Below are 20,570 nucleotides of genomic sequence, written 5' to 3' on the forward strand. Positions count from 1 at the left end.
CTCCAATCACTTCAAGGCATAGAGGTAGGCTGCGATATCGCGCGCCTGCTGCTCCGTGATCCCTGTCGATGGCATGGCCGTGTGCGGATTGATCTCCCTGGCCGATCGTATCCAGCGCACCAGGTTCTCCGGATTGTTGGCCATGACGCCGCCGATAATGACACGGTCGGCAAGGCTTGCGTCGAGGCGAGGGCCGACTTGCCCTTGCGCGCCCGGCACGCCCGTAATCGTGTGACAGCCGGAGCAGCCATTCGCGGTCATGATCGGCAGAGCGCGCGCAACGTCACCGCCCGTGGCGGCCTGCGCCTCGTGCCGGATGCGCGCGGCCCGATCGGACCACCAGGTCAGCCCGACCACAACGGCGATGAGCAGCAGCAGCGTGGCGCTGGCGGCGGCAAGCAGTTTAGACAGGCCCGAGCGCATGCGCCGCCTCCCTCCTTCCGCTCGCCCTGATCCACAGCCCGGCCAGCAGCAATGCCGCCCCGCCATAGATCAATCCGGCCGGCACCCACATCACCAGCCCGGCAAGCTGCTGGTCCTCCAGCGGGCTCAAATTCCACAGCGCCGCCCCCACGGCGTTCTCCGGGTACCAGAGCCGTGGCGAAAGCAACAGGAGAACGCCGAGCAGGCCAGTGTGCAGCGAGGTGACGAAGAGATGCATGACCGCGCCGCCATAGTTGTGCTGACGACCGGAGCGCGGCAAGATCGCCCACCAGAACAGCAGGCCGGTTCCAAGGAAGCTCGCGTGCTGGGCATAGTGCAGCACGCCGCGCTCCAGCGCTGCCTCGAACACCGTCGGAATGTGCCAGATCCATATGGCGATGCCGTGAACAATGGTCGCGCTGAGCGGCCGGGTTGCGAAAGCCCAGACCGCCTGCAACCATCCGGCGTGCCCGGCAATTCCCAGAACGCGGCGGAAGCGGGTGGGGAGGCCCCACATCAAGGCCGCGGCCGGGCAGGCCGCGACCAACAGCGGCGCCGCCACGGCCATCAGCAGTTCATGCTCGATCATATGCGCGGCAAACACCTGCTCGCCGAGCGCGTGAATGGGGCTGACCAATGCGGCTGTCAACATGCCCCATCCGGCCGTGAACAGCAGCGCCTGGCGCAGCCGCAAAGTCCTGCCGCGGCCGCTGCGCCGCCAAAGCCGGCTCGCGCCCACGGCATAGACGAGACCAAGGACGGCAAGCGGCAGCGTAATCGGCAGTGCGAGCGTCCATCCGGCTTCTGGCGCGCCGGCACCAAAGCAGATCGAGGTTGAGAACAGCGCGTCGAGGTTCATCGCAGGCACTCGTCCAGGATAAGCGCGGCGCTGCCTTGCATGACGATGACAAGTGCAAACAGCAGAGCCGACAACATGCCGAGATTGGCGACGAATTGCTCGGTGCTGCGCGTGCGCTCCGGCTTGAAGGCGGCGCCGCCCTGCCGCTCCGCCCGCCATGACAAGGCGCCGCCGAGCAGCGAAAGCACGACGAGCATCAGTGCCGAGGGAAGTACCACCTCGACCTGACGGTTGCACTGCCACGGCACGATTGCGTAGTTCAGCTGCGTGGAGATTGCCCAAGCCATCGGCCCTGACAGAAGACCGCCCCAGGACGTTCCCATTCGCAACGCGCGCATCAGCCCAGCCTCGGCATCCAGTAGATGAGCAGATAGATCGGGATCCAGGTCAGGACCACGAAATCCCAATAGAAGACATTGTCGCCGACATCGCCGAAGCGCCGGCCGCTATAGCCGTGGCGTGTGAACATCAGCACCGTCAAAACGATCGTGTCGCCGATATCGGTTATGAGATGCGTGGTGTGCAGCCCGAGCAGCACCCAGAGCATGGATCCATAAGCATTGGTGTCCCAATAGATGTTCAGCGCCGGAAACTCGAACCAGCGCACGACAAGCGGAGCCAAGCCGAGCAGCGACATCACCACCATGCCGATCCGCACCGGCCCGATCGCGCATTGCTTGGCGTACCGGTTGAGGATGTGGTTCGGCACTAGGCTGACGATGAGAAGCAGGGTCACGATCGTCCCCGGCCAATGGTTAGGCTGCGGAGCGCTTAGACGCCAGTTGGGCCACACCGTCGTCAGATAGAGGTAGGCGCCTGCGGCCAGCGCAAAGCCCGTGCCCTCCAGCGCCATGAAACCAAGCGTACCCCACCAAGTCGGGCTGCGCGGGCCATGTCCAAAAGTCGGGAGGCCGGAAAGATCTAGCTCAGGACGCTGGCTCATTCCTCGTCCTCCGGATCGCCCTTGGGCCAAAACCATCCGATCAAGGTGATGGCGATCGGAGCGGCGCCCCAGACAACCGCCCATGGCGTGAAGATCGAGTAGACAAACGTGCCGCCGACGGAGAGCGCCGCCAGCAGCGGCCAGATCGACGGTGTCGCCGATTTCTCGCGAATGTCTGGATGGGCCTCCGCAACGGTCGAGATGAGGAGTTCGCGCGCATCGACCCGCAACCCGGTCGCCACGGGCAGCGCTTCGCGCTCGGCCCAGAGCGGCTCGACATGCGTGACAATCGGAATGCGCGCAAAATTGTAGCTCGGCGGTGGCGAAGACGTCGCCCATTCCAACGTTCCGGCACCCCAGGGATTGTTTCCGGCCGGGGCGCCTTTCAGCGCGCTATACGCGAGGTTGAAAGTGAACAGGACGAAGCTCAAGAAGAAGAGCACCGCCCCGGCCGAGATGAAAAGATTGATGTTTCCCCAGCCAAGCTCGGCCGGATAGGTGTAGACCCTTCGCGGCATGCCCCACAGCCCGACGAGATGCATCGGGAAAAACGTCGCGTTGAAGCCGATGAAGGCCAGCCAGAAATGCCAGCGTCCGAGGCGCTCGCTCATCATGCGGCCGCTGATCTTCGGGAACCAGAAATAAGCCGCGCCAATCAGCGGGAACACCGAGCCGCCGATCAGCACGTAGTGGAAATGCGCGACGACGAAGTAGGTATCGTGGACCTGGAGATCCAACGGCACCGAGGCGAGCATGACTCCGGTCAGGCCGCCGATGACGAAGATGAAGAAGAAGCCGAAGACGAACAGCAATGGGGTCCGAACCACGGGTCTGCCGTCCCATAAAGTCGCGAGCCAGCAGAAGATCTGCACACCGTTCGGAATGGCGATCATCATGCTGGATGCGGTGAAGAAACTGGCGCCAAGCTTCGGCAAGCCGGTGGCGAACATGTGATGGACCCAAAGCCCGAACGAGAGGAAGCCGACCGCGATCAGCGACAGGACAAGCCCGAGGTGGCCGAAGGTCGGCCGCCTGGCGAAGGCGGGGATGATCGAAGACACCATGCCGGTAGCCGGCAGGAAGATGATGTAGACTTCCGGGTGGCCAAAGAACCAGAAGAGATGTTGGAACAGCAGAGCGTCCCCACCTTCCGCGGGGTTGAAGATATGGGTGCCGACCAGCCGGTCCAGGATCAGGAAGGTGGAGGTGATCATCACCGCCGGCATCGCGAAAACGACGACGAAGGAAGTGACCAGCATCGCCCAGACATAGAGCGGAATCTTGTCCAGCGACATACCGGGCGCCCGCTGCTTGAACACCGTAACGATGGTCGCCACCGCGACGGCCAGGGACGACACTTCCGTATAGGTGATCATCTGCGCCCAGACGTCAGCCCGCTTGCCCGGTGCGAATTCGGGGCCGGACAGCGGCACGTAAGCAAACCAGCCGACATCGGGCGCCATGTTGAGCGCGAAAGACACCCAGGCGAAAACGCCACCCGAAACGTAGATCCAATAGCTGAAGGCGTTCAGGCGAGGGAACGCGATGTTGCGGGTGCCGACCATCAGCGGCACGAGATAAATTCCAGTCGCCTGCACGATGGGCACCGCGAACAGAAACATCATGGTAACGCCGTGCATGGTGAACAGCTGGTTATAGAGGTCCGGTCCGATCAGACCGCGCTGTGGACCTGAGAGCTGGATGCGCATGGCCACCGCATTGAGCCCGCCCAGGCACAGAAATACGAAGGCGGTGATCAGATAGCGCCGGGCGATGACTTTGTGATCGACGCTCGACAGCGCGCCGATGATGCCGGGCGGCGTGCGCCATGTCCGCGCCAGCCAGCGATGCAGGCTGGCATCGTCCATGCCGGTGTCGCGCGGTCCGTCATGCTCGGGTGCGACATCGCCCTTGGCGGATGTTTCGCGCTCCGGCGGCAGGTCGCGCTGGCTTGTGAGGTCAGCGCTGCTCATTTCAGACCCTCGAGATAGGCGACGATGGCGTTGAGCTCGTCGCCGCTAAGATCGACCACCGGCATGTGCGACCCGGGCTTGATGCCTTGCGGGTCGGCTATCCAGGCGGCGAGATTGCCGCGGCTCATCGTCAATGTTCCGGCGGCGAGCGTCTGCCGACTGGCTATATGAGTGAGATCGGGGGCGACGGTTCCTCCCGCGGCCGTGCCGCCTATCCTGTGGCACATCACGCAGGGGCGCCGCAGAAACAGATCTTCGCCGGCTTTGGCCTCGTCCCCGGTCGGAGCAGCGGCCGGCTGCAACTGGTCGTTCCACCAGGCGTCGAACTTTGCACGCGGCTCGGCGATGATGAAGGTGCCCATGTTTGCGTGCTGCGCGCCGCAGAACTCGGCGCATTGGCCCCGGTAGACGCCGGGCTTGTCGGCCTTGATGTCGAGCACGTTGACGTGGCCGGGAATGAGGTCGAGCTTGCCGGAAAGGCTCGGAATCCAGAAGGAATGGATGACGTCGGTCGAGGTCAGAAGAAGCCGCACCGGCTCGCCTGCAGGGATATGGATCTCGTTCGCCGTGGTCAGGATGCGGCTCGGCGTGGCATCCTCATAGCGTACCTCCCACCACCATTGATGGCCCGTGACCCGAATGGTCAGCGCGGCGTCCGAGCCGATCGCGGCGAGCGTCCTGTTGGCGAAGAAGCTCAGCAGCGTCAGCCCGATCAGGATCATGGCGGTCAATCCCACGGCGGTCAGGACCACGCGCAACTTCCGGCTGTCGGCGCCGGCGTCGATCGCGAGCGGTTCCGCCTGCGCGCGCGACCGCATCATCAGCGGCGCGGCGAGGGCGATCATCACCAGCACCCACACCACCGCGCAGAGGCCGGTGAAGAACCAGATCAGCCACGCCAACTCGCTCGCGGCGGGACCTTTCGGGTCGAGGGCCGATTGCCAGCCCGCGCATCCCTGGAGCAACAGAGTGCCGGCGGTGGCGAACGCCATCGAGATGAGGCGGTTCACGGCGACTTCCCCAGCGTGGCCGCGTCCGGCATGCGGTTTTCGGAAGGATGCACCATCATGTCGTCATTGCGTTGCGGCGCGGCGGAAGACGGCGCGTTGCCGCTCAGCGAGTGTACATAAGCCGCAAGCTCCCAGATCTGGTCGTCGGGGATCTTGTCGCGAAAGCTCGGCATGCCGTTCGGCCGGCCGTCGCGGATCGTGGCATGGATGCTTTCCATCGAGCTGCCATAGATCCACTTCTGGTCCATCAGCGCCGGCCCCATGCCGCCGCCGCCATTGGCGTGGCACCCCGAACAGTTGAACCAGCTGAACAGACGCTTGCCCTCGCTCATGTGGAAGGCGTTGGCTGCGAAGCTCGCCGCCTTGTTGTCGGTGGGGGAGGGTCGCTGGCCGCCCGGCTCCAGCGTGGTCACAGGCGTCGGCTGTTCGCCGGATCCGAGCGCCGATTGCGGGCGCGTGTCACGCTCCTCGCGTTGGCAGGCGGCCAGGATCAGCGTTGCCGAAACCAGCACGGCAACCGCGCGCATCATCGTACCGTACTCCCGGAAGCGTCGAGACGGGGAACGCCGTACTGGGCCAGCACGGCGTTGATCTCGGCCCTGTGCTTGGCGAGCGCGGCATTCACTTCGCCGCGCAACGCATCGTCCTCGCGGCGTACCCCCATGGAGATGTCGTAGACCATCGGCAACAGTGGCCCGTCTATGAGAGGCACGACCGGCGTGACGCGGAGCGGCACCTTCTGCCTAGCGGCGAAATAGCCGGCAAGCGGTCCCCATACGACGGCGAGATCGATCTGACCCGCGGCCACCGCTTCGACGATGCGCGCCAGAGGATTGGGCGCGGAATAATCGCCATAGACAGGAAAGCCGACGAGATGTCCGACGATGCCGCGGCGGCCAAGCGCCTGGACCGGCGGGGAGTTGGCGCCGTCGTCGCCGATGAGCTGAACGCCGATCCGCAATTCGCGCAGGCGCGCATCGTTGAAGGATCCGATGTCCGGACCGTCCTGGCGCGTGACGAAAACGTAGGACGACCTATAATATGGCGTGGTGGTGCGCAGCATTTGGAGATTAGCCGGGGTGCCGGGAACAAGATCGCACAATCCGGCCTTCAGGGTGTTGCGCACGAAGCCGCGCCGCTGGGCCCACCAGGTGTAGGACAGCTTTGCCCCGAGCTCGCCCGCCACGATTTGCGCGATTTTGTTCTCGAAGCCCTGACCATCCGCATTGGAGAAGGGCATGTTGTTGGGATCGGCGCATACCCTGAGCTCGCGTGCATCGGCCGCTGTCGCCGCAAGCATCGGGGCCAGCGTGCCGATGCCGATCGCAAGCAGCACGAGGGCCCAGCGTCCCAGCCTCACGGCTGTCTCGAACACATCAAGGGAGCCGGAACACATAGAGCGTGCCTCCCGCCGTGGTCGCGTTCTTCAGATCCTTCATGGCGTTGACGAAGCCAAGCGCGGCAGTGGCGTCACGTGGGTCGAGGTCGCCGGAGACGATGGCGCCGGCCCAGCCGCCGACGCCGGAGAGGATGGCGACATATTGATGCCCGTCGGGTCCGCGATACGTGATCGGCTGGCCGATGATGCCCGACGATGTTTTGAACTGCCAAAGCAGCTCTCCGGTCCTAGCGCTGACCGCCTTGAACCAGCCCTCCATCGTGCCGTAGAAGACCACATCGCCCGCGGTCACCACCGCGCCGCTCCACACCGGGAAATTCTCCTTCAAGCTCCAGGCGGGTTTCTCCGCGGCTATGTCCCAGGCGGTGAAGGCGCCGCGATTGCCGCCGGGGCCGGGGATCATGCGGACGTTCATTCCCACATAGGGCGTGCCGGCGATGTAATTCACCTCGACGCCTTCTTCATCCATGCACAGATTGTTGTGCGGGATGTAGAGCAGGCCGGTCTTCGGCGAGAACGCGGACGGCTGCCAGTCCTTGAGACCCGATGCCGTCGGACAGATATCGCGAACGACCTTGCCGGTGCCGGTCTTCTTGTCCGGGTTTTCGATCAGCCGGCCCGTCTTGAGATCGACACCTTTGCTGGAGTTGACGGGGCCGAAGGGCTTTGCCGACAGGACCTCGCCGGTGGTCCGGTCGAGGATGTAGAGATAGCCGTTGCGCTCCGGCCGGACCAGCACCTTGCGCGGCTTGCCCTGCCAGGTCATGTCGAGCAGGATCTGTTCGTTGATGCCGTCATAGTCGTGGAGGTCATGCGGGCTCCACTGATAAAACCATTTCGCCGCCCCGGTGTCGGGATCGCGCGCAAAAATGCCGGACGTCCATTTGTTGTCGCCCGGCCGCAAATCCGGATTCCATGGTCCTGGATTGCCAGTGCCGTGGAAGATCAGGTTCAGATCGGGATCATAGGAAATCCAGCCCCACATGTTGCCGCCGCCGATCTTCCAGGCTTCCGGCGGCCAAGTGGTTACGCCAAGGTCCTTGCCTTTGTCCGCGTCGTAATGCGGCTTGAAGTCCGGCCCTATCAGCACGTCCTTGTCGGGGCCGGTGCCGTATGCCGTCCAGACGACATGCCCGTCTCCCACATCGAGCGCCTTGACCCAGCCGCGCACGCCCATCTCGCCGCCGGAATTGCCGACCAGCACTTTGCCCTTCACCACAAGCGGCGCCATGGTGATGGTCTCGCCGATGTTGATGTTGCCGATATGCGTGTTCCAGATCGGCTTTCCGGTGTTCGCATCGAGGGCAATGGTGTGGCCGTCCAGCGTATTGAAGAAAATGCGCCCGTCGGCGAAGGCCGCCCCTCGATTGACGACGTCGCAGCAGGCCACCCCCTGTGCCGCCGGCTCGGGATTGGGCTCGTACTTCCACTTCATCGGCGCGCCGGGCTTGGAGAGATCGAGCGCATAGACGAAGTTGGGGAATGGCGTGACGATGTACATGGTGTTGCCGACGACCAGGGGCGCTGCTTCCTGCCCCTTGTTCACGCCGGTCGAGAACGTGAACGCAACCTGCAGGTTCTTCACGTTGCCTTCGTTGATCTCGGAGAGTTCGCTGAAGCGCGTCGACGCATAGTTCTTGGCCGGCATCGCCCATTGACCGTCATCGGGTGGCGAGGCTGCGGCGGGCGGTGCAATCGCTTCTGTCTTAGAGGGCTCCGAGACAGCGCCCTGGAGCGGGAGCCAGGTGAGCAACGTTACTAGAAAGATGCCCGTGCCGAGGGAATTCCGGGTGGCCAACGTGCGGGTGTGTCGTCCTGCGTCAACGCGCGTTGGTCCCAGCTGCGGCATGCCTTTCATTTATGGATCGAGCCTCCCACGCCGGCACCGAGTTCCGCTGCAATGTCGGCCTCGGTGCCGGCACAAAGCGGATGGCCCCAGCCGGAAGCGCTTTTGCCGCCGGGGTCGAGATCGTAGACAATGGCGTCCTTGCGATTGGGGTTGACGCCTGCGGGAACCTTGTCGAGGCCGAGCGCGGCCCGGATGCGCCAGGCGACATTGTGATCGGCGCATGAGGAGTCCCCGGAAACGCCGAGGCCGCCCACGATGCCCTTGCCGTCGTAAAGGGCAAGCCCGCCGCCAAACACCACTACGCCTCCGATCGGCTTGCCGACCAGCGGATCGCTCGCGCTTCCGAAGGTTTTGGGATCGCCCGCATAAGCCGCGGCCTGGTTGACGGGATTGGTCGCCTGCAAGCCAAACAGCGGCCCGCCCGGCTGCACTCCCGCGTAGAGATTGGCCGTCGACAGCGCCATCTGAGCCAGGCTGAGGCCGTTGGCCGTGTTGGCTTTCTCCGCTGCGATCAGCCGGCTGCCCGGCCATTGCGAATCGACGGCAGGTCCACTGAACGCAACCGCGCAGACAGTGCCGTCGCGGGCAATGATCGCCGCCCATTCATTGGTGTCAAAGCCGCCATTGGCCGGTCCGCCGCTTGCCTTCACATTGGCCTTGAGGGTTGTAAGCAGCTTGTCGTGATCGGCCGGGCAGGGCTGCTGCGCCATGGCCTTGTCGGCGTGGAACAGGTCAGCCATCAGCAACAGCAGACCAAAGACAGGCACCAAAAGCTGACGGCCACACATCGTCCTGCGCATTCGTTCGACACCAAAAGAGCACCCTGCAAACCCGAAACAGGAGGGTGAGTTCAACGCGGTCGGTGCGTAACTCGCAGAATGCTTCTATGTTCCTGCGTTGGAAAAATTCGTGCAGCTGGATTGGAACGCTAGCCGTTCACGGCGCCTGCGGCGAGCACCTGAAACGCGAAAACGGGGACCGCGGAGGCACTCGCCTCTCCGCGACAAGGCTGTTGCCTTGCGAGGGCGTTCACCACCGACCTGTTCCAGGCTTGTCGCCGAACGTCGCTGCTCCCGCAACGACGTTCGGCTCTCAACTAACCCTTACGTGAGCGTTTGGCGGCGCGCTCTGCCGCGGCCGGAGCTTCCTCGATGTCGGCCGCGCCTCCGAAATCCACGTTCTTGGTACGACCGGCTCCCGGACCGGCACCCAGGTCAGCGCCTGTAGTCGGATCGGAAGCGGGATCGGAAAGAGTACGCTCGGCCATCTTGGCCACCACCTTCATGTCTTTGGCGCCCAACTTGACGGTCGCTAGGCCGTCTCCGCCATCGACGGGCATCACCTGTTCGAGATCATCGATCCGATCCCACTCTTCGCCCGAATTCCATGGGCCATTGACGTCGCCGTCGCCCTGAGAGGTGTTGACGTACATGCTGGCGAACTTTTCGACGCCCGGGAGCTTGCCTGACGGGAAATTGTTTTCGATCGCATAGAGTGCTTTCTCAAACGACTTCTGGTGAGCAATCTCGCGCGTCATCAGGAAGCCGAGCGCGTCCTTGATGCCCGGGTCGTCGGTGATGTTGATGAGGCGTTCGTAAACGATTTTGGCGCGCGCTTCGGCGGCGATATTGGATCGCAGGTCCACCGTAGGCTCGCCGCGCGAGTCGACATAGGCGGCGGTCCAGGGAACGCCGGCTGAGTCGCAAAGCGCGGGAGCGCCGCCGAACAGAATCGATTCCTTGGCCGTTGTACCGCTGGCGCCGATCATCAGGTAAAGGTCCGCTTCTTTCATTTGGCCCTCGGCAAGTTGTGCCTTGAGCCCCTTGTTCAGCATGGTGACGATCGATCCCACCACTTCGAGGTGGCTGAGTTCTTCGGTCGCGATATCCAGCAACATGTCGCGACGGCCAAGATCGTCTTCGCCAAGCCCCTGCGTGAAATAACGCATCGCCGCGGCAAGCTCGCCATCGGCGCCCCCGAACTGCTCCATGATCATGCAGGCCAGGCGGGGATTGGGCTCCGAGACGCGAACGGTGTATTGCAGGCGCTTGTTATGCATGAACATGGACATTTCTCCGGTTAGAACGTCCGAACATCCCCGCAAGACGATTGTTCCCTCAGCGGCTGACTCCTGGCCCGTTTTCTGTTTCGATGACCGATCCCAGCCGATGGTGTCGTCGGCCCTCCCCATAAGCGCGTGACGGCAATGGTCTTTTTTACGAGCGATACGCATTTCAACGATCCACGCATCCTCCGGATCGATCGCCGGCCGTTCGGATCGCTGGCCGAGCACGACGAGGCGCTGATTGCGCGGTGGAACGAGACTGTCGGCCCCGAGGATGAAATCTGGCACCTTGGCGATTTCGCGCGCCTCGGCAAGTCGAGCGTCGAAGCACTGCTGGCCCGCCTAAACGGCCGCAAGAACCTCATCGTCGGCAACAATGATGCTTCCGAAACAACGGCTGCGGGCGGGTGGAACAGCGTCCAGCACTATAGGGAGTTCATGCACGAGGACCAGCTCATCGTGTTGTGCCACTATCCGTTCCGGACGTGGAACCGGATGGGCAAGAAGTCGATAAACCTGCACGGACATTCGCACGGCAAATTGAAGCCGCTGACACGCCAATATGATGTCGGTGTCGACAGCTGGGACTTCCGGCCCGTTCCATTGCCCATCTTGCGCGGCAAGCGCGGCTCGGTCTCGCGGCTGAAATGAAGAGAGATCGGTGAGCGAGGCTGGCCGTTGCCCGTTCACTTTCGATCCAGCACCTTGCGGATCTTCTCGGCCAATTGGTCGATCGTGTAGGGCTTGGTCAAAAGCTCCGTTCCAAAATCGAGCGTACCGTTGTGGACAATTGCGTTGCGCGTGTAGCCGGTGGTGTAGAGCACTTTTAGCGAGGGGTGCGCTTGTTTGACCTGGTCGACCAGTTCGCGGCCCGACATCTCCGGCATGACCACGTCAGTGAACAGAAGCGAAGGCACTTGCCCGTTTTGGACAGCCGCCAGCGCCTCCCTTGGCCCTTGCATTTCCAACACGGAATAGCCCAGTTCCCGCAGCGCTTCCGCGGCCATCAGCCGGACGCGATCTTCATCCTCGACGACCATGATGATCTCGTCCGCACTGCCGGGGTGCTCGCCCGCCACGGCCTCGGTTTGGCTGTCGAGCACTCCGCCGTGCGAACGCGGCAAGTAAATTTTCAAAGTGGTTCCGATACCCTGCTCGGAATAGATCTTCACGCTGCCGCCCGACTGACGAACAAACCCATAGACTTGGCTCAGCCCCAGCCCGGTGCCTTTGCCGACCCCTTTGGTGGTGAAGAACGGATCGAAGGCTCTGGCCAAAACGTCAGCAGTCATGCCGGTTCCGGTATCCGTAACGGCTATCATTACGTACTGGCCGGAGGGAATAGCGTTCTCCCTGCCATAGCGATCGTCGATGTGGGTGTTGGATGTCTCGATCGTCAGCTTTCCACCGCTAGGCATGGCATCCCGTGCGTTGACGCAAAGGTTGAGCAGCGCGCTTTCCAATTGCCCTGCGTCGGCCTCCACATGCCATAGTCCCGCGGCGAGCACGGTCTCGATCTGGATGGTCTCGCCAAGCGTCCGGTTCAGCAATTCGCTCATGCCGGAGACAAGGCGATTTGGATTCAGCCGCTTCGGCGCCAGCGGCTGCTGGCGGGAAAAGGCAAGCAGCCGCTTGGTAAGTTCCGCCGCGCGCTGTGCTCCATCTATCGCGCCGGTCACGAATTGGTGGACGTTGGTGTCGCCGTTTCTGAGCTTGCGCTGCACAAGATTGAGGCCGCCGATGATGACAGCCAGCATGTTGTTGAAGTCGTGCGCGATACCACCGGTGAGCTGTCCGACAGCTTCCATCTTCTGGGCCTGGCGCAGGTGCTCTTCTGCTCTGGTGCGTTCGGCAACTTCGTCTATCACACGCTGTTCGAGCGTGCCGTTGAGTGTCTGCAGCGCCTTGAACAGTCGGGAGTTGTCGATTGCCGTCGCGGCATGGCCCGCAAGCCCCAGCAACGCCGTCTCTTGCTGTTCGGCGAAGACGCCGGTCTCTGAATGACCAAAGAAGAGGCCGCCCAGCACCTCGCCCGAACGCGAGACGACCGGTACGGCAAGATAGGAACGCACCGGCAGATGGCCCTCCGGCATTCCCTTGCGGGGCCAGTTCTTTCCGTAACGCGGATCGGCGAGTATATCGTCGGAGCGCACGACGCTTGTCCCGCGGAATGTGGGCTCGAAAACCGCGGTGTTGCGCGGCATGGGGAAATTTTCGAATGCGGACCGAGGTGCCCCGGACAGGGCGTAGAGCATATAGCTGTCGCCCTTGTCGTCGATCACATTGTAGAAGAAGGCTCCGAATTGTGCGCCCGACAGTTCTACGCCGGCATCGGTGACTGTCTGGACGATCCGCTCCACGTCAAGCTCGGCCGCCACGGCGGCAGCGGTGGCGTTCATCAACTGGAGCTGATGCTCCACCCGTTTTCGCTCGGTGACATCCACGACGGTGCCGATGAAGCGAACCGCGCGGCCGGACTGGAAAATCGATTCCCCCGTTGCGGCAATCCAGCGCTCCTTGCCGTCCCGCAGGCCAATGGTCCGGTATTCGATGTCGTAGCGCGAAGAGGTGCCTGGCGCGAGCGCCTGGCGTACGGCCTCGTCGGCCCGTGCTCGATCCTCTGGATGGAGGCCCGCCAGGAATGCGCTTTCATATGTCACCTCCGCGTCCGGCGGCAGCCCAAAAAGGGCTTTGCAGCGATCGTCCCAGCGCAGCACCCTGGTTACGGGATCGTAGTCCCAGGTGCCGATAGCGGCCGCGTCGGTGGCAAGCCTCAGCCGCTCCTCGCTCGCCCGGGCCGCCTGTTCCGAGCGAACGCGTTCGATGTGAGCCCAGGACCTCTCCGTCACCTCGGTCAGCAAGGACAGTTCGCGTTGCGACCAGACGCGAGGCTGCTTGTCATGGATGGCCATCAGGGCGGTCAGCCGGCCCTGTTTGACCAGAGGCATGCAGATGGTTGCCGTTATGCCGATATCCTGAAAGGTCTTGGCCTCCTCGGGAGCAATTTCCGCAAGGTTGTTGTTGATGATAAGCGGCCGATTGGCGCGGAGATTGGTGACTGCCAGGCGACCGAAATCGGCAAGACTGTAATACCCCCTGATGCTTGGCGAGCCGGGTGCGCTCCAGTCGCCGCGAATAGTGAAATGGTCCTGGTCCTGCTCCATGTCGGCGTAGGCGCAAATCGAGACGCCCAGGTGTTCACCGAGGAGACGAGTGGTGATCCGCATGACGGCGTCGGCATCGGCCGCGAGGGCAATCTCCCTGCCGAGGCGGTCCAGAAAGGCGAGACGCTCGGCGTTCTCGCGCAGGGCGTTCTCGGCGCGAAGCCTCTCTATCGCGGTACGCGTCCGGTCCGCCACCTCCGAGATGAGGGCGATCTCCTCGGTCGCCCAACGTCTGGGCGCGGAGTGGTTCAGGTATAGCAGCGCCACCAACCCGCCATGCTCGGTAACGGGCATGTTGATGACGGATTGAGCGCTGATGGCTTTGAGGGCATCCGCATGGCCGCTGGTTCGCGGGTCTGTCTCGGCGTTCTCAAAGACGACGGTTTCGCCGCGCTTCAAATCGTCGATGTACGAACCGTAGTTCCTGAAATTCAGCGTCCCGGCCAGGCTTTTGATGCCGGGTGCGTTCCAATCCCTGTCGATGGTGATGGTTTCATTCTCAAGATCGATCGTGCCGTATCCGGCTCGGCTGATGCCAAAATGGTGCCCCAGCAGTTCCGCGGCTGCGTAGGCCAGTTCTGCAGGATCCGTAATCTCGCGAATCCGGTCGCCCAGCGCTGCCAAAAGCTCGAAGCGCTGCAGTTCAGACTGACGACCGCGTGAAGTGTCCCCCATCTCGCCCCCGTTTTTGCCCGGACTGAATAATGCGGTCGACGGCCAAGAGTTCCCTTAAAGGACGGCACGTTCTGACCGACGTGACGGCTGCGAGCCCGACACTGGCCACATCGGCTCTGCCGATGACGGTCTTCCCTCATGAATCCTTATTTGGGTACATCATAGTTTAATGACACGTGGTGCGCCGCGTCGCATAAACGTCGGACCAGCGGACATGTGACGAGCTCCGCTGCCTGGGAGCGACGATCGCACTCTCGCGCGTTTGGAGACGCTGATGCTTGACCGAGCCACTCGCACGAACACGGAAGCTCTCTACCCGAATGACCTGGACACTCTTCGCGCGGTTTTCGACGCAATGTGCCAGGAATTTGCCGTTCTGCCGGACAGCACGGCGGCCCATTCCATCGCCAGGGAACTTGTCAGGCTTTTCCAGACCGGAATGACGGAAGCGGCCATGCTGATGGTTGCCGTGCGTGCGCGGTGGCAAGGCGATTGGAAAATGGAACACAGCAGCGCTGCCTGACGTTTGATGGCCAGGCGTGCCGATCCATGGCGCCACCGACAGCAGCGCCCGAGCTGAGGCGCATGTCTCAACTCAACGAGGCCAATCCAACTCGATCCAGGCTGGTGCGTGATCGCTCGGCTTTTCCCATCCTCGCACCGCAACATCCACGCCCGCGCCACCCAGCCGCTCCCTGAGCGAGGGGCTCACGAGAAGATGGTCCATGCGAAGGCCAGAGCTGCGGTCGTAGCCGCCCCGGTAGGAGAAGTTCCAATAGGTATAGACACCCCTTTCGGGCTGGATCAGCCTGACTGCGTCGATCCAGCCCTCGGCAAGCATCTCGGCGTAAGCTTGCCGGCTCTCCGGAAAGTAGACGGCGTCACTCAGCCATCGAGCCGGCACCGCGGCGTCGATCGGCGCGGGCACAACATTATAGTCGCCGCAGAGCACGCTGGCAGGCGAGTCCCTGATCAGGAGCCGTCCGTAGTCGATCAGCCGCTCGAACCAGCGGAGCTTGTAATCGAACTTCGGACCGGGTGCTGGGTTGCCGTTGGGCAAGTAGAGACAGCCGACGACAAGCCCGTCGATGTCCGCCTCGATGTAACGGCTGTGCGTATCGTCGACGTCACCCGGCAAACCGCGGCGACGTTCCTGCGGCTGCTTGCCTCGCGCGAGAATGGCTACGCCATTATAGGACTTCTGCCCATGCCATATCGCTCCGTAGCCGGCGTTCCTGATGGCCTCGGCCGGAAACTTCTCGTCCGATGTCTTTAATTCCTGAAGACAAACAATGTCGTACTGCGTCTCGCCCAGCCATTTGAGCAGAACCGGCAACCGCCCGTTGACGCCGTTCACATTGAAAGTCGCGACCCTGATCATCTTCGAGGCGATCCACTCATGGTGCTCTCCATTCGGTGAGTTCATCTTGACAATCAGCATCAACCACCAATCGCCAAGAAGGTTTCGATGCGAACACAGACAGATCCGCCGCGCCCATGCTCATGGAGAGCTTATTTCCAAGCTGTTGAACCGGCTGTGCAGCGTTGTCGGTGTCTGGCGGAACAAGCTGTGGCCCCGAAGGTTGGGGGCACGCAGACAGGTTTCAACAGGCACGGGCATGGCGTTCGACAGAGAGGATGCGAAACTCGCGGCCGGACTGCTTGTCGCGGCATTGGCGGCACTGGCGGGATACAACGCCGTCCGCGCCAGACGGGCGATCGCCGCCCGGGCATACGGATGCGTGATGGAGATCGGTGGTCTGCGCCTGCATTTTATCGAAGCCGGATCCGGCATGCCGCTGCTTCTGCTGCATGGCAACGGATCGATGGCGGAGGATTTCAAATGGAGCGGCATCTTCGATGAGGCGGCAAAGACCTACCGGGTACTCGCATTCGACCGTCCCGGCTTTGGGAGAAGCTCACGGTCGCGCCGGCGCTGGTCCGCTGGCGACCAAGCCGACCTCATACATGCCGCCGTCAACAGGCTCGGTATAGAGAAATATCTCGTGCTTGGACATTCCTGGGGAGCTTGGATCGCCCTCGAGCTGGCGCGCAGGCATTCGCCATCCGTCGCCGGCATCGTGCTGGTCTCAGGCTACTACTATCCGCCACCGCGGCTGGATCTTGCACTGGCCGCGCTGCCGGCATTGCCTGTGATCGGCACCGTGTTTCGTCACGCCTTGCTGCCGCTGCTGGTGAGGCATGCCTGGCCTTGGGCAATGGGGAAGATCTTTCAACCAGCGGCAATAGCGGGCGATTTCGCCGCACTCGCAAAAGATGTCGCCAGCCGGCCATCGCAACTGCGGGCGGTTTGTTTCGAGTCGGCGTCGATGCTGGGCGCGGCTCTGTCGAGGAAGGCCAGCTATAGGGACATTGCCGTGCCTACCGGCATCCTGGGGAGCCGGCGACCGCTTGTTCGACGCGGAACGGGATGCGCGACGCCTGCATGCGGAGATCTGTGGCTCTCTCCTTGAGGTCATTCCGGACACTGGCCATATGGTTCATCAGAGCGCCCCGCAGGCCGTGGTCGGCATGTTGCACGCGATTGCAGGACGGCACGCCATGTCCGAAAGGCCCCGTCGGCGGCGGCTCGAGCCGTGTGCCGAGGAGTTCGAGGCAGGTCCGGCCTCGCAGAGATTCCAGGCGGGCGACAAGTGATGCCGTTTGCACGAACCGTTCAAACGGGGTTCTCAACATGAGTGATCAAGCCGACATGCAGTCGGTACTGCACCAGAACATACAGGCTCTGGTCGAGCAGAGGCGACAACAGGAGGAGCACAGGTGCGCATTGTGCCATTTCGCGCTTCGCGGGAAGCATGACTTTCGTCTATCTGCATCTCGCAATTCTTGCCGCCTGGGTTGTTGCGAACCTTGGCGTGATACCAACCCTTCCAGCCTGGGACCCAACGTTTGTGATCCTGGCCATGGTCGCCTCTGTCGAGGCAATCTTCCTGTCGACCTTCGTGCTGATCAATCAGAACAGAATGGCCGAACACAGTGAGCGCCGAGCGGAGCTGGATCTACAGATCAGCCTTCTCAACGAACATGAAACCACTCGACTGATCGAGATGATGGCCGCCTTGACGGCGCGTCTGATTGTCCCGACCCCGGTCTCATTGGCTGAGCTTTCGGTCGAGTTCGTCCAGCAGTGACCGATGCTCGCTGGGCATGTCCGCATCAGTTGGCAAATCCAGCAATTGGCGCAACTGGCGACGACTGGCATCTGATGAAATCCACTGACGAATGAGACGGGCTATGACCTTCTGTTGTGCCTTGCCGATTTCTTCCATGTTATGCACCCGAACTTTGTCCGCGGCTCGAACTCGGCGGGTCTTCGATGGTTCCCCGGTCGGGTGCAGAACCGAGGCGAGTTGAACAACAGTCTGCAGGCGACACGGCTTACTGCGGCCCGATGGCCGACCTATCGAGGATGCCCAGCGGGTGCGGACACGTGGCAAAGACCGTGCGCCGTGGGGGTGGTGGGCTGATCACCTTGGCTGCATCAGAAAAGCTATTTCATCAATTTGACCTGAAGCGAGAGGCTCAGCCAGGTTGCGAATAGCAGCATCGGAACTGGGCGTCGGCAAAGTCGACGTGGGCCCCGAAGCCGTTGCGATCACCTTGCGTAAGAAGCCGATGGCGTCCCTATGGCGCAACAGGAAGGCGCTGGGCCTGGATACCGAAACGGCCGCTTGATTTTCAGGCGATCAGTCCAGGCCTCGGACGCCGATGCAGTCCGCCTGGCACTTGGCGCCGTGCGCGCCGCCCAGTCGGGTGACGTGATTTGCCCGAACCCGTGAGCATCGGCGATCTCATGGTCACGGGCACGCGCGACATTAACCCGCGCCCGTTCCGGCATGCTTGGAATCCGGCTGCAGTCAACTGCGCCTTGCGGCCACACCGCATATGGCGGATTCGCGCGGACTACCGGCTCCAGATCGTGTGGGAAGTTCGGCACCTCGACAGGCATTCAGCGGTCGGCTCCGCTCTCGTGAGTGACTGCCGGAAATATCTCGGCAACCTCGATCATGATGTCTTCACGAAACGAGGCGCGAATCCTCTTTTATGACCAAACTTGGTGCTGGGACCAATGTTCCCGCTCCACGCCCAACGTGCCGAAAGCCACTTGGGGCAGCGCAAGTTGCGCTCTGCGCGAATATGTCTGATCATGTGAAGTTGGGCAGGAGAATTGGATGGCGATAAGTCGGCTAAACGGCGCGCAGCCCTCTGTTCCTAGATTGAGGGACATCGACACCGCGGCCACGGCTCACCCGCGCACTGCTTTGCCCACCGTAGCGACCGTCGTGACAGTGGTCGCCGCGTTGTATTTCGGCCGCGAGGTATTCCTGCCGATCGCGATCGCGCTGCTGCTGACTTTCGCGCTTGCGCCGGTGGTTTCGGCGCTCAAACGGATTGGCATTCCCCGCCTTGCCGCCGTCATCTCCAGCGTGCTTGGTACCTTCGCAGCGCTCGCCTTCTTCTCCTTCATTGTCGTTACGCAAGTCGGGGAACTGGCGCAGAATGTTTCGCTTTACCAAACAAATATCCTGGCCAAGGTCAGGTCGCTCAAGGAAACCGGCGTCGGCGGCGGCATCATCGCCAGATTGACCGGGGTGATCGAGCGCGTCGGCCAGGAGATCAACAAGCAGGAGCCGGCCCAGCCAGCAGCCAGCCAGCCTCAACGCGAGCCGGTTCCCGTTGAGATCGTGTCACATGAAAGGCCGCTCGAGATCCTGCAAAATTTGATCGCCCCGCTTGTCAGTCCGCTGGCGTCGGCGGGGCTCATCATCGTCGTCGTCATTTTCATGCTGCTTGAGCGCGAGGATCTTCGCGATCGCTTCATACGGTTGGTCGGCTACGGCGATCTTCACAGAACCACCGAAGCGCTTCAGGACGCCGGCAAACGGCTCGGCCGCTATCTGCTCATGCAACTGGTCGTGAACATCTTGTATGCCGTCCCCATCTCGATCGGGCTGTGGATCCTTGGGATCCCCAATGCGCTGTTATGGGGTTTGCTCGCATTGGCGCTGCGATTCGTTCCCTATATCGGTCCTGTCATCGGTGCACTGCTGCCCTTGTTCCTTGCCCTGGCCGTGGCGCCCGGGTGGTCGCTCCTACTGTGGACAGCCGCGCTGTTCGTGATCATGGAAGTCATCACCGGCAATGTCATCGAACCTTGGCTCTACGGATCGCGCACAGGGCTTTCTCCCTTGGCCGTCATCGTGGCAGCGATTTTCTGGACCTGGCTCTGGGGACCTCTCGGTCTGGTCTTGTCTACTCCGCTCACGGTCTGCCTTGTCGTGCTGGGCAGGCATGTGACGCAGTTCGAGTTCCTCGACGTCCTGTTCGGTAACGAACCGGTGCTCGAGCCGCATGCCCGGCTGTATCAGCGCCTGCTGGCCGGCGATCCAGAAGAAGCCACGGACCACGCCGAGGAAATTCTCGAGGAACAATATCTGGTCGAGTTCTACGGCAAGGTCGCGGTTCCCGCCCTTCTGCTGGGCGAACAGGATCGGGTCAGGGGCGTGATGGATGATCACCAGCTGCGGCAGCTGGCTGCCAGCGCCCAGACCTTGGTAGCCAATCTTGACGACAGCGCTCACGAGGAAGCGGAGGAGGACGATCTCGCCCCGGGCGAGGCGTCCGGCTCGGAAAAGGAGAAGGCAATCGACGCGGAAGCCGGACAGGACGTAGAGCTCCCAGACGGCACAGGCCTGACCGTGCTTTGCGCCGGCGGGCGCGGCGAACTCGACGACGCGGCCGCCGCGATGCTGGCGCAGATCCTGCTGATCCAAGGCGCGGCGACGTCGAAGGCCAGTTTCGTAGATCTGCATCCGGCGGGCATTCGCCGGCTGGAGCTGGGAGGGCTCAACGCTGTCGTGATCGGGTTCCTGAACCGCAACTCCGTCAAACATGCACGTTTTATGGTGCGCCGCATAAAACGTATCAATCCAGCGATACGGGTGGGCGTGGTGTTCTGGGGAGGAAACGGCGAAGATCACGGCGAGACAGCCGGTAAAACGGGCAATGACATCAATGCCGATTTCATCGCGCTCGACATGGTCGCCGCGGTGACCGGAGCGCTATCGAGGGATCCTGCGGTGGCGCTGAAGGCCGTTGCCAAGCGGCGTGCTCGTCGCAGGCCGCCGGCACGCAAGAAAGACGCCCTAGTGCCGGCCAAATGAGCTGGAGGAGGGCGCTCCGGCCTGT

General features: G+C 62.5%; 19 protein-coding genes. 5 read left to right on the top strand and 14 right to left on the bottom strand.

Features of this window, described 5'->3' with window-relative positions:
* Positions 1 to 6: 6 nt before the first annotated feature.
* From LB568_RS08840 to LB568_RS08890, 11 genes are all read right to left on the bottom strand, one after another.
* A complete protein-coding gene (locus tag LB568_RS08840; RefSeq protein ID WP_140569541.1) occupies positions 7 to 423 on the bottom strand; it encodes a c-type cytochrome in 417 nt (138 codons plus the stop codon).
* Positions 404 to 1,282, bottom strand: coding sequence for a cytochrome c oxidase assembly protein (locus LB568_RS08845; protein ID WP_224729881.1), 879 nt, complete (start codon positions 1,280 to 1,282; stop codon positions 404 to 406). Before LB568_RS08845 ends, LB568_RS08840 begins: the two co-directional genes overlap by 20 nt.
* Positions 1,279 to 1,620 carry a hypothetical protein gene (locus LB568_RS08850; RefSeq protein ID WP_013895465.1) on the bottom strand — a complete coding sequence of 114 codons (342 nt, stop codon included), beginning with the start codon at positions 1,618 to 1,620 and terminating at the stop codon, positions 1,279 to 1,281. Before LB568_RS08850 ends, LB568_RS08845 begins: the two co-directional genes overlap by 4 nt.
* Positions 1,620 to 2,225, bottom strand: a complete 606-nt coding sequence (locus tag LB568_RS08855) for a heme-copper oxidase subunit III (RefSeq protein ID WP_013895466.1) — start codon at positions 2,223 to 2,225, stop codon at positions 1,620 to 1,622. Before LB568_RS08855 ends, LB568_RS08850 begins: the two co-directional genes overlap by 1 nt.
* On the bottom strand, positions 2,222 to 4,198 hold the full coding sequence (gene ctaD, locus LB568_RS08860) for a cytochrome c oxidase subunit I (protein WP_140569546.1): 1,977 nt from the start codon (positions 4,196 to 4,198) through the stop codon (positions 2,222 to 2,224). Before ctaD ends, LB568_RS08855 begins: the two co-directional genes overlap by 4 nt.
* Positions 4,195 to 5,208 carry a cytochrome c oxidase subunit II gene (gene coxB / locus LB568_RS08865; protein WP_013895468.1) on the bottom strand — a complete coding sequence of 338 codons (1,014 nt, stop codon included), beginning with the start codon at positions 5,206 to 5,208 and terminating at the stop codon, positions 4,195 to 4,197. The genes ctaD and coxB overlap by 4 nt, the downstream gene beginning before the upstream one ends.
* Complete coding sequence (locus LB568_RS08870) at positions 5,205 to 5,738, bottom strand: c-type cytochrome (RefSeq protein WP_224729882.1); 534 nt, start codon at positions 5,736 to 5,738, stop codon at positions 5,205 to 5,207. Before LB568_RS08870 ends, coxB begins: the two co-directional genes overlap by 4 nt.
* Positions 5,735 to 6,604, bottom strand: a complete 870-nt coding sequence (locus LB568_RS08875) for a substrate-binding domain-containing protein (RefSeq protein WP_224729883.1) — start codon at positions 6,602 to 6,604, stop codon at positions 5,735 to 5,737. Before LB568_RS08875 ends, LB568_RS08870 begins: the two co-directional genes overlap by 4 nt.
* A complete protein-coding gene (locus LB568_RS08880) occupies positions 6,585 to 8,456 on the bottom strand; it encodes a methanol/ethanol family PQQ-dependent dehydrogenase (RefSeq protein WP_412033904.1) in 1,872 nt (623 codons plus the stop codon). Before LB568_RS08880 ends, LB568_RS08875 begins: the two co-directional genes overlap by 20 nt.
* A gap of 5 nt (positions 8,457 to 8,461) precedes the next feature.
* Positions 8,462 to 9,196, bottom strand: a complete 735-nt coding sequence (locus tag LB568_RS08885) for a heme-binding protein (protein WP_224729884.1) — start codon at positions 9,194 to 9,196, stop codon at positions 8,462 to 8,464.
* Between the two features lie 356 nt (positions 9,197 to 9,552).
* Positions 9,553 to 10,521, bottom strand: coding sequence for a manganese catalase family protein (locus LB568_RS08890; RefSeq protein WP_013895473.1), 969 nt, complete (start codon positions 10,519 to 10,521; stop codon positions 9,553 to 9,555).
* 141 nt (positions 10,522 to 10,662) lie between these two features.
* Here LB568_RS08890 and LB568_RS08895 point away from each other — a divergent pair, with 141 nt between their 5' ends.
* On the top strand, positions 10,663 to 11,172 hold the full coding sequence (locus LB568_RS08895; protein WP_013895474.1) for a metallophosphoesterase: 510 nt from the start codon (positions 10,663 to 10,665) through the stop codon (positions 11,170 to 11,172).
* A gap of 35 nt (positions 11,173 to 11,207) precedes the next feature.
* Here LB568_RS08895 and LB568_RS08900 read toward each other — a convergent pair whose 3' ends face one another.
* Positions 11,208 to 14,360: a GAF domain-containing protein gene (locus LB568_RS08900; RefSeq protein ID WP_224729885.1), complete on the bottom strand. Its 3,153-nt coding sequence runs from the start codon at positions 14,358 to 14,360 to the stop codon at positions 11,208 to 11,210.
* 274 nt (positions 14,361 to 14,634) lie between these two features.
* On the opposite strand from LB568_RS08900, the gene LB568_RS08905 reads away from it, so the two are divergent.
* Positions 14,635 to 14,883, top strand: a complete 249-nt coding sequence (locus LB568_RS08905; RefSeq protein WP_013895476.1) for a hypothetical protein — start codon at positions 14,635 to 14,637, stop codon at positions 14,881 to 14,883.
* A gap of 72 nt (positions 14,884 to 14,955) precedes the next feature.
* Here LB568_RS08905 and xth read toward each other — a convergent pair whose 3' ends face one another.
* Positions 14,956 to 15,741 carry an exodeoxyribonuclease III gene (gene xth, locus LB568_RS08910; RefSeq protein ID WP_041164910.1) on the bottom strand — a complete coding sequence of 262 codons (786 nt, stop codon included), beginning with the start codon at positions 15,739 to 15,741 and terminating at the stop codon, positions 14,956 to 14,958.
* A 46-nt stretch (positions 15,742 to 15,787) separates the two neighbouring features.
* Here xth and LB568_RS08915 point away from each other — a divergent pair, with 46 nt between their 5' ends.
* Together LB568_RS08915 and LB568_RS08920 are read left to right on the top strand one after the other, a co-directional pair.
* On the top strand, positions 15,788 to 16,834 hold the full coding sequence (locus tag LB568_RS08915) for an alpha/beta hydrolase (protein ID WP_224729886.1): 1,047 nt from the start codon (positions 15,788 to 15,790) through the stop codon (positions 16,832 to 16,834).
* 342 nt (positions 16,835 to 17,176) lie between these two features.
* Entirely contained in the window at positions 17,177 to 17,512 is a 336-nt protein-coding gene (locus LB568_RS08920; RefSeq protein WP_224729887.1) for a DUF1003 domain-containing protein, read from the top strand.
* On the opposite strand, the gene LB568_RS08925 is transcribed toward LB568_RS08920, so the two are convergent.
* A complete protein-coding gene (locus LB568_RS08925) occupies positions 17,474 to 17,650 on the bottom strand; it encodes a hypothetical protein (RefSeq protein ID WP_167313568.1) in 177 nt (58 codons plus the stop codon). The two genes, LB568_RS08920 and LB568_RS08925, sit on opposite strands and share 39 nt — an antisense overlap.
* A gap of 903 nt (positions 17,651 to 18,553) precedes the next feature.
* Between LB568_RS08925 and LB568_RS08930 the strand changes: the two genes are divergently transcribed.
* The gene (locus LB568_RS08930; protein ID WP_013895479.1) at positions 18,554 to 20,545 is read left to right on the top strand and encodes an AI-2E family transporter; all 1,992 of its coding nucleotides are present in this window, start codon (positions 18,554 to 18,556) and stop codon (positions 20,543 to 20,545) included.
* Positions 20,546 to 20,570 lie beyond the last annotated feature (25 nt).

It is taken from the genome of Mesorhizobium sp. B263B2A (assembly GCF_020165775.1).
Taxonomy (GTDB): Bacteria; Pseudomonadota; Alphaproteobacteria; order Rhizobiales; family Rhizobiaceae; genus Mesorhizobium; species Mesorhizobium opportunistum.

What these genes read in the sequence shown, in the direction of transcription:
- LB568_RS08885 (WP_224729884.1), bottom strand. Translation starts at nt 9,196, where the DNA reads ATGGCTGACCTGTTCCACGCCGACAAGGCCATGGCGCAGCAGCCCTGC.
- LB568_RS08850 (WP_013895465.1), bottom strand. Translation starts at nt 1,620, where the DNA reads ATGCGCGCGTTGCGAATGGGAACGTCCTGGGGCGGTCTTCTGTCAGGG.
- LB568_RS08925 (WP_167313568.1), bottom strand. Translation starts at nt 17,650, where the DNA reads ATGGAAGAAATCGGCAAGGCACAACAGAAGGTCATAGCCCGTCTCATT.
- LB568_RS08840 (WP_140569541.1), bottom strand. Translation starts at nt 423, where the DNA reads ATGCGCTCGGGCCTGTCTAAACTGCTTGCCGCCGCCAGCGCCACGCTG.
- LB568_RS08930 (WP_013895479.1), top strand. Translation starts at nt 18,554, where the DNA reads ATGGCGATAAGTCGGCTAAACGGCGCGCAGCCCTCTGTTCCTAGATTG.
- LB568_RS08875 (WP_224729883.1), bottom strand. Translation starts at nt 6,604, where the DNA reads ATGTGTTCCGGCTCCCTTGATGTGTTCGAGACAGCCGTGAGGCTGGGA.
- ctaD (WP_140569546.1), bottom strand. Translation starts at nt 4,198, where the DNA reads ATGAGCAGCGCTGACCTCACAAGCCAGCGCGACCTGCCGCCGGAGCGC.
- LB568_RS08855 (WP_013895466.1), bottom strand. Translation starts at nt 2,225, where the DNA reads ATGAGCCAGCGTCCTGAGCTAGATCTTTCCGGCCTCCCGACTTTTGGA.
- LB568_RS08920 (WP_224729887.1), top strand. Translation starts at nt 17,177, where the DNA reads ATGACTTTCGTCTATCTGCATCTCGCAATTCTTGCCGCCTGGGTTGTT.
- LB568_RS08895 (WP_013895474.1), top strand. Translation starts at nt 10,663, where the DNA reads ATGGTCTTTTTTACGAGCGATACGCATTTCAACGATCCACGCATCCTC.
- LB568_RS08845 (WP_224729881.1), bottom strand. Translation starts at nt 1,282, where the DNA reads ATGAACCTCGACGCGCTGTTCTCAACCTCGATCTGCTTTGGTGCCGGC.
- xth (WP_041164910.1), bottom strand. Translation starts at nt 15,741, where the DNA reads ATGATCAGGGTCGCGACTTTCAATGTGAACGGCGTCAACGGGCGGTTG.
- LB568_RS08880 (WP_412033904.1), bottom strand. Translation starts at nt 8,456, where the DNA reads ATGCCGCAGCTGGGACCAACGCGCGTTGACGCAGGACGACACACCCGC.
- LB568_RS08905 (WP_013895476.1), top strand. Translation starts at nt 14,635, where the DNA reads ATGCTTGACCGAGCCACTCGCACGAACACGGAAGCTCTCTACCCGAAT.
- LB568_RS08890 (WP_013895473.1), bottom strand. Translation starts at nt 10,521, where the DNA reads ATGTTCATGCATAACAAGCGCCTGCAATACACCGTTCGCGTCTCGGAG.
- LB568_RS08870 (WP_224729882.1), bottom strand. Translation starts at nt 5,738, where the DNA reads ATGATGCGCGCGGTTGCCGTGCTGGTTTCGGCAACGCTGATCCTGGCC.
- LB568_RS08900 (WP_224729885.1), bottom strand. Translation starts at nt 14,360, where the DNA reads ATGGGGGACACTTCACGCGGTCGTCAGTCTGAACTGCAGCGCTTCGAG.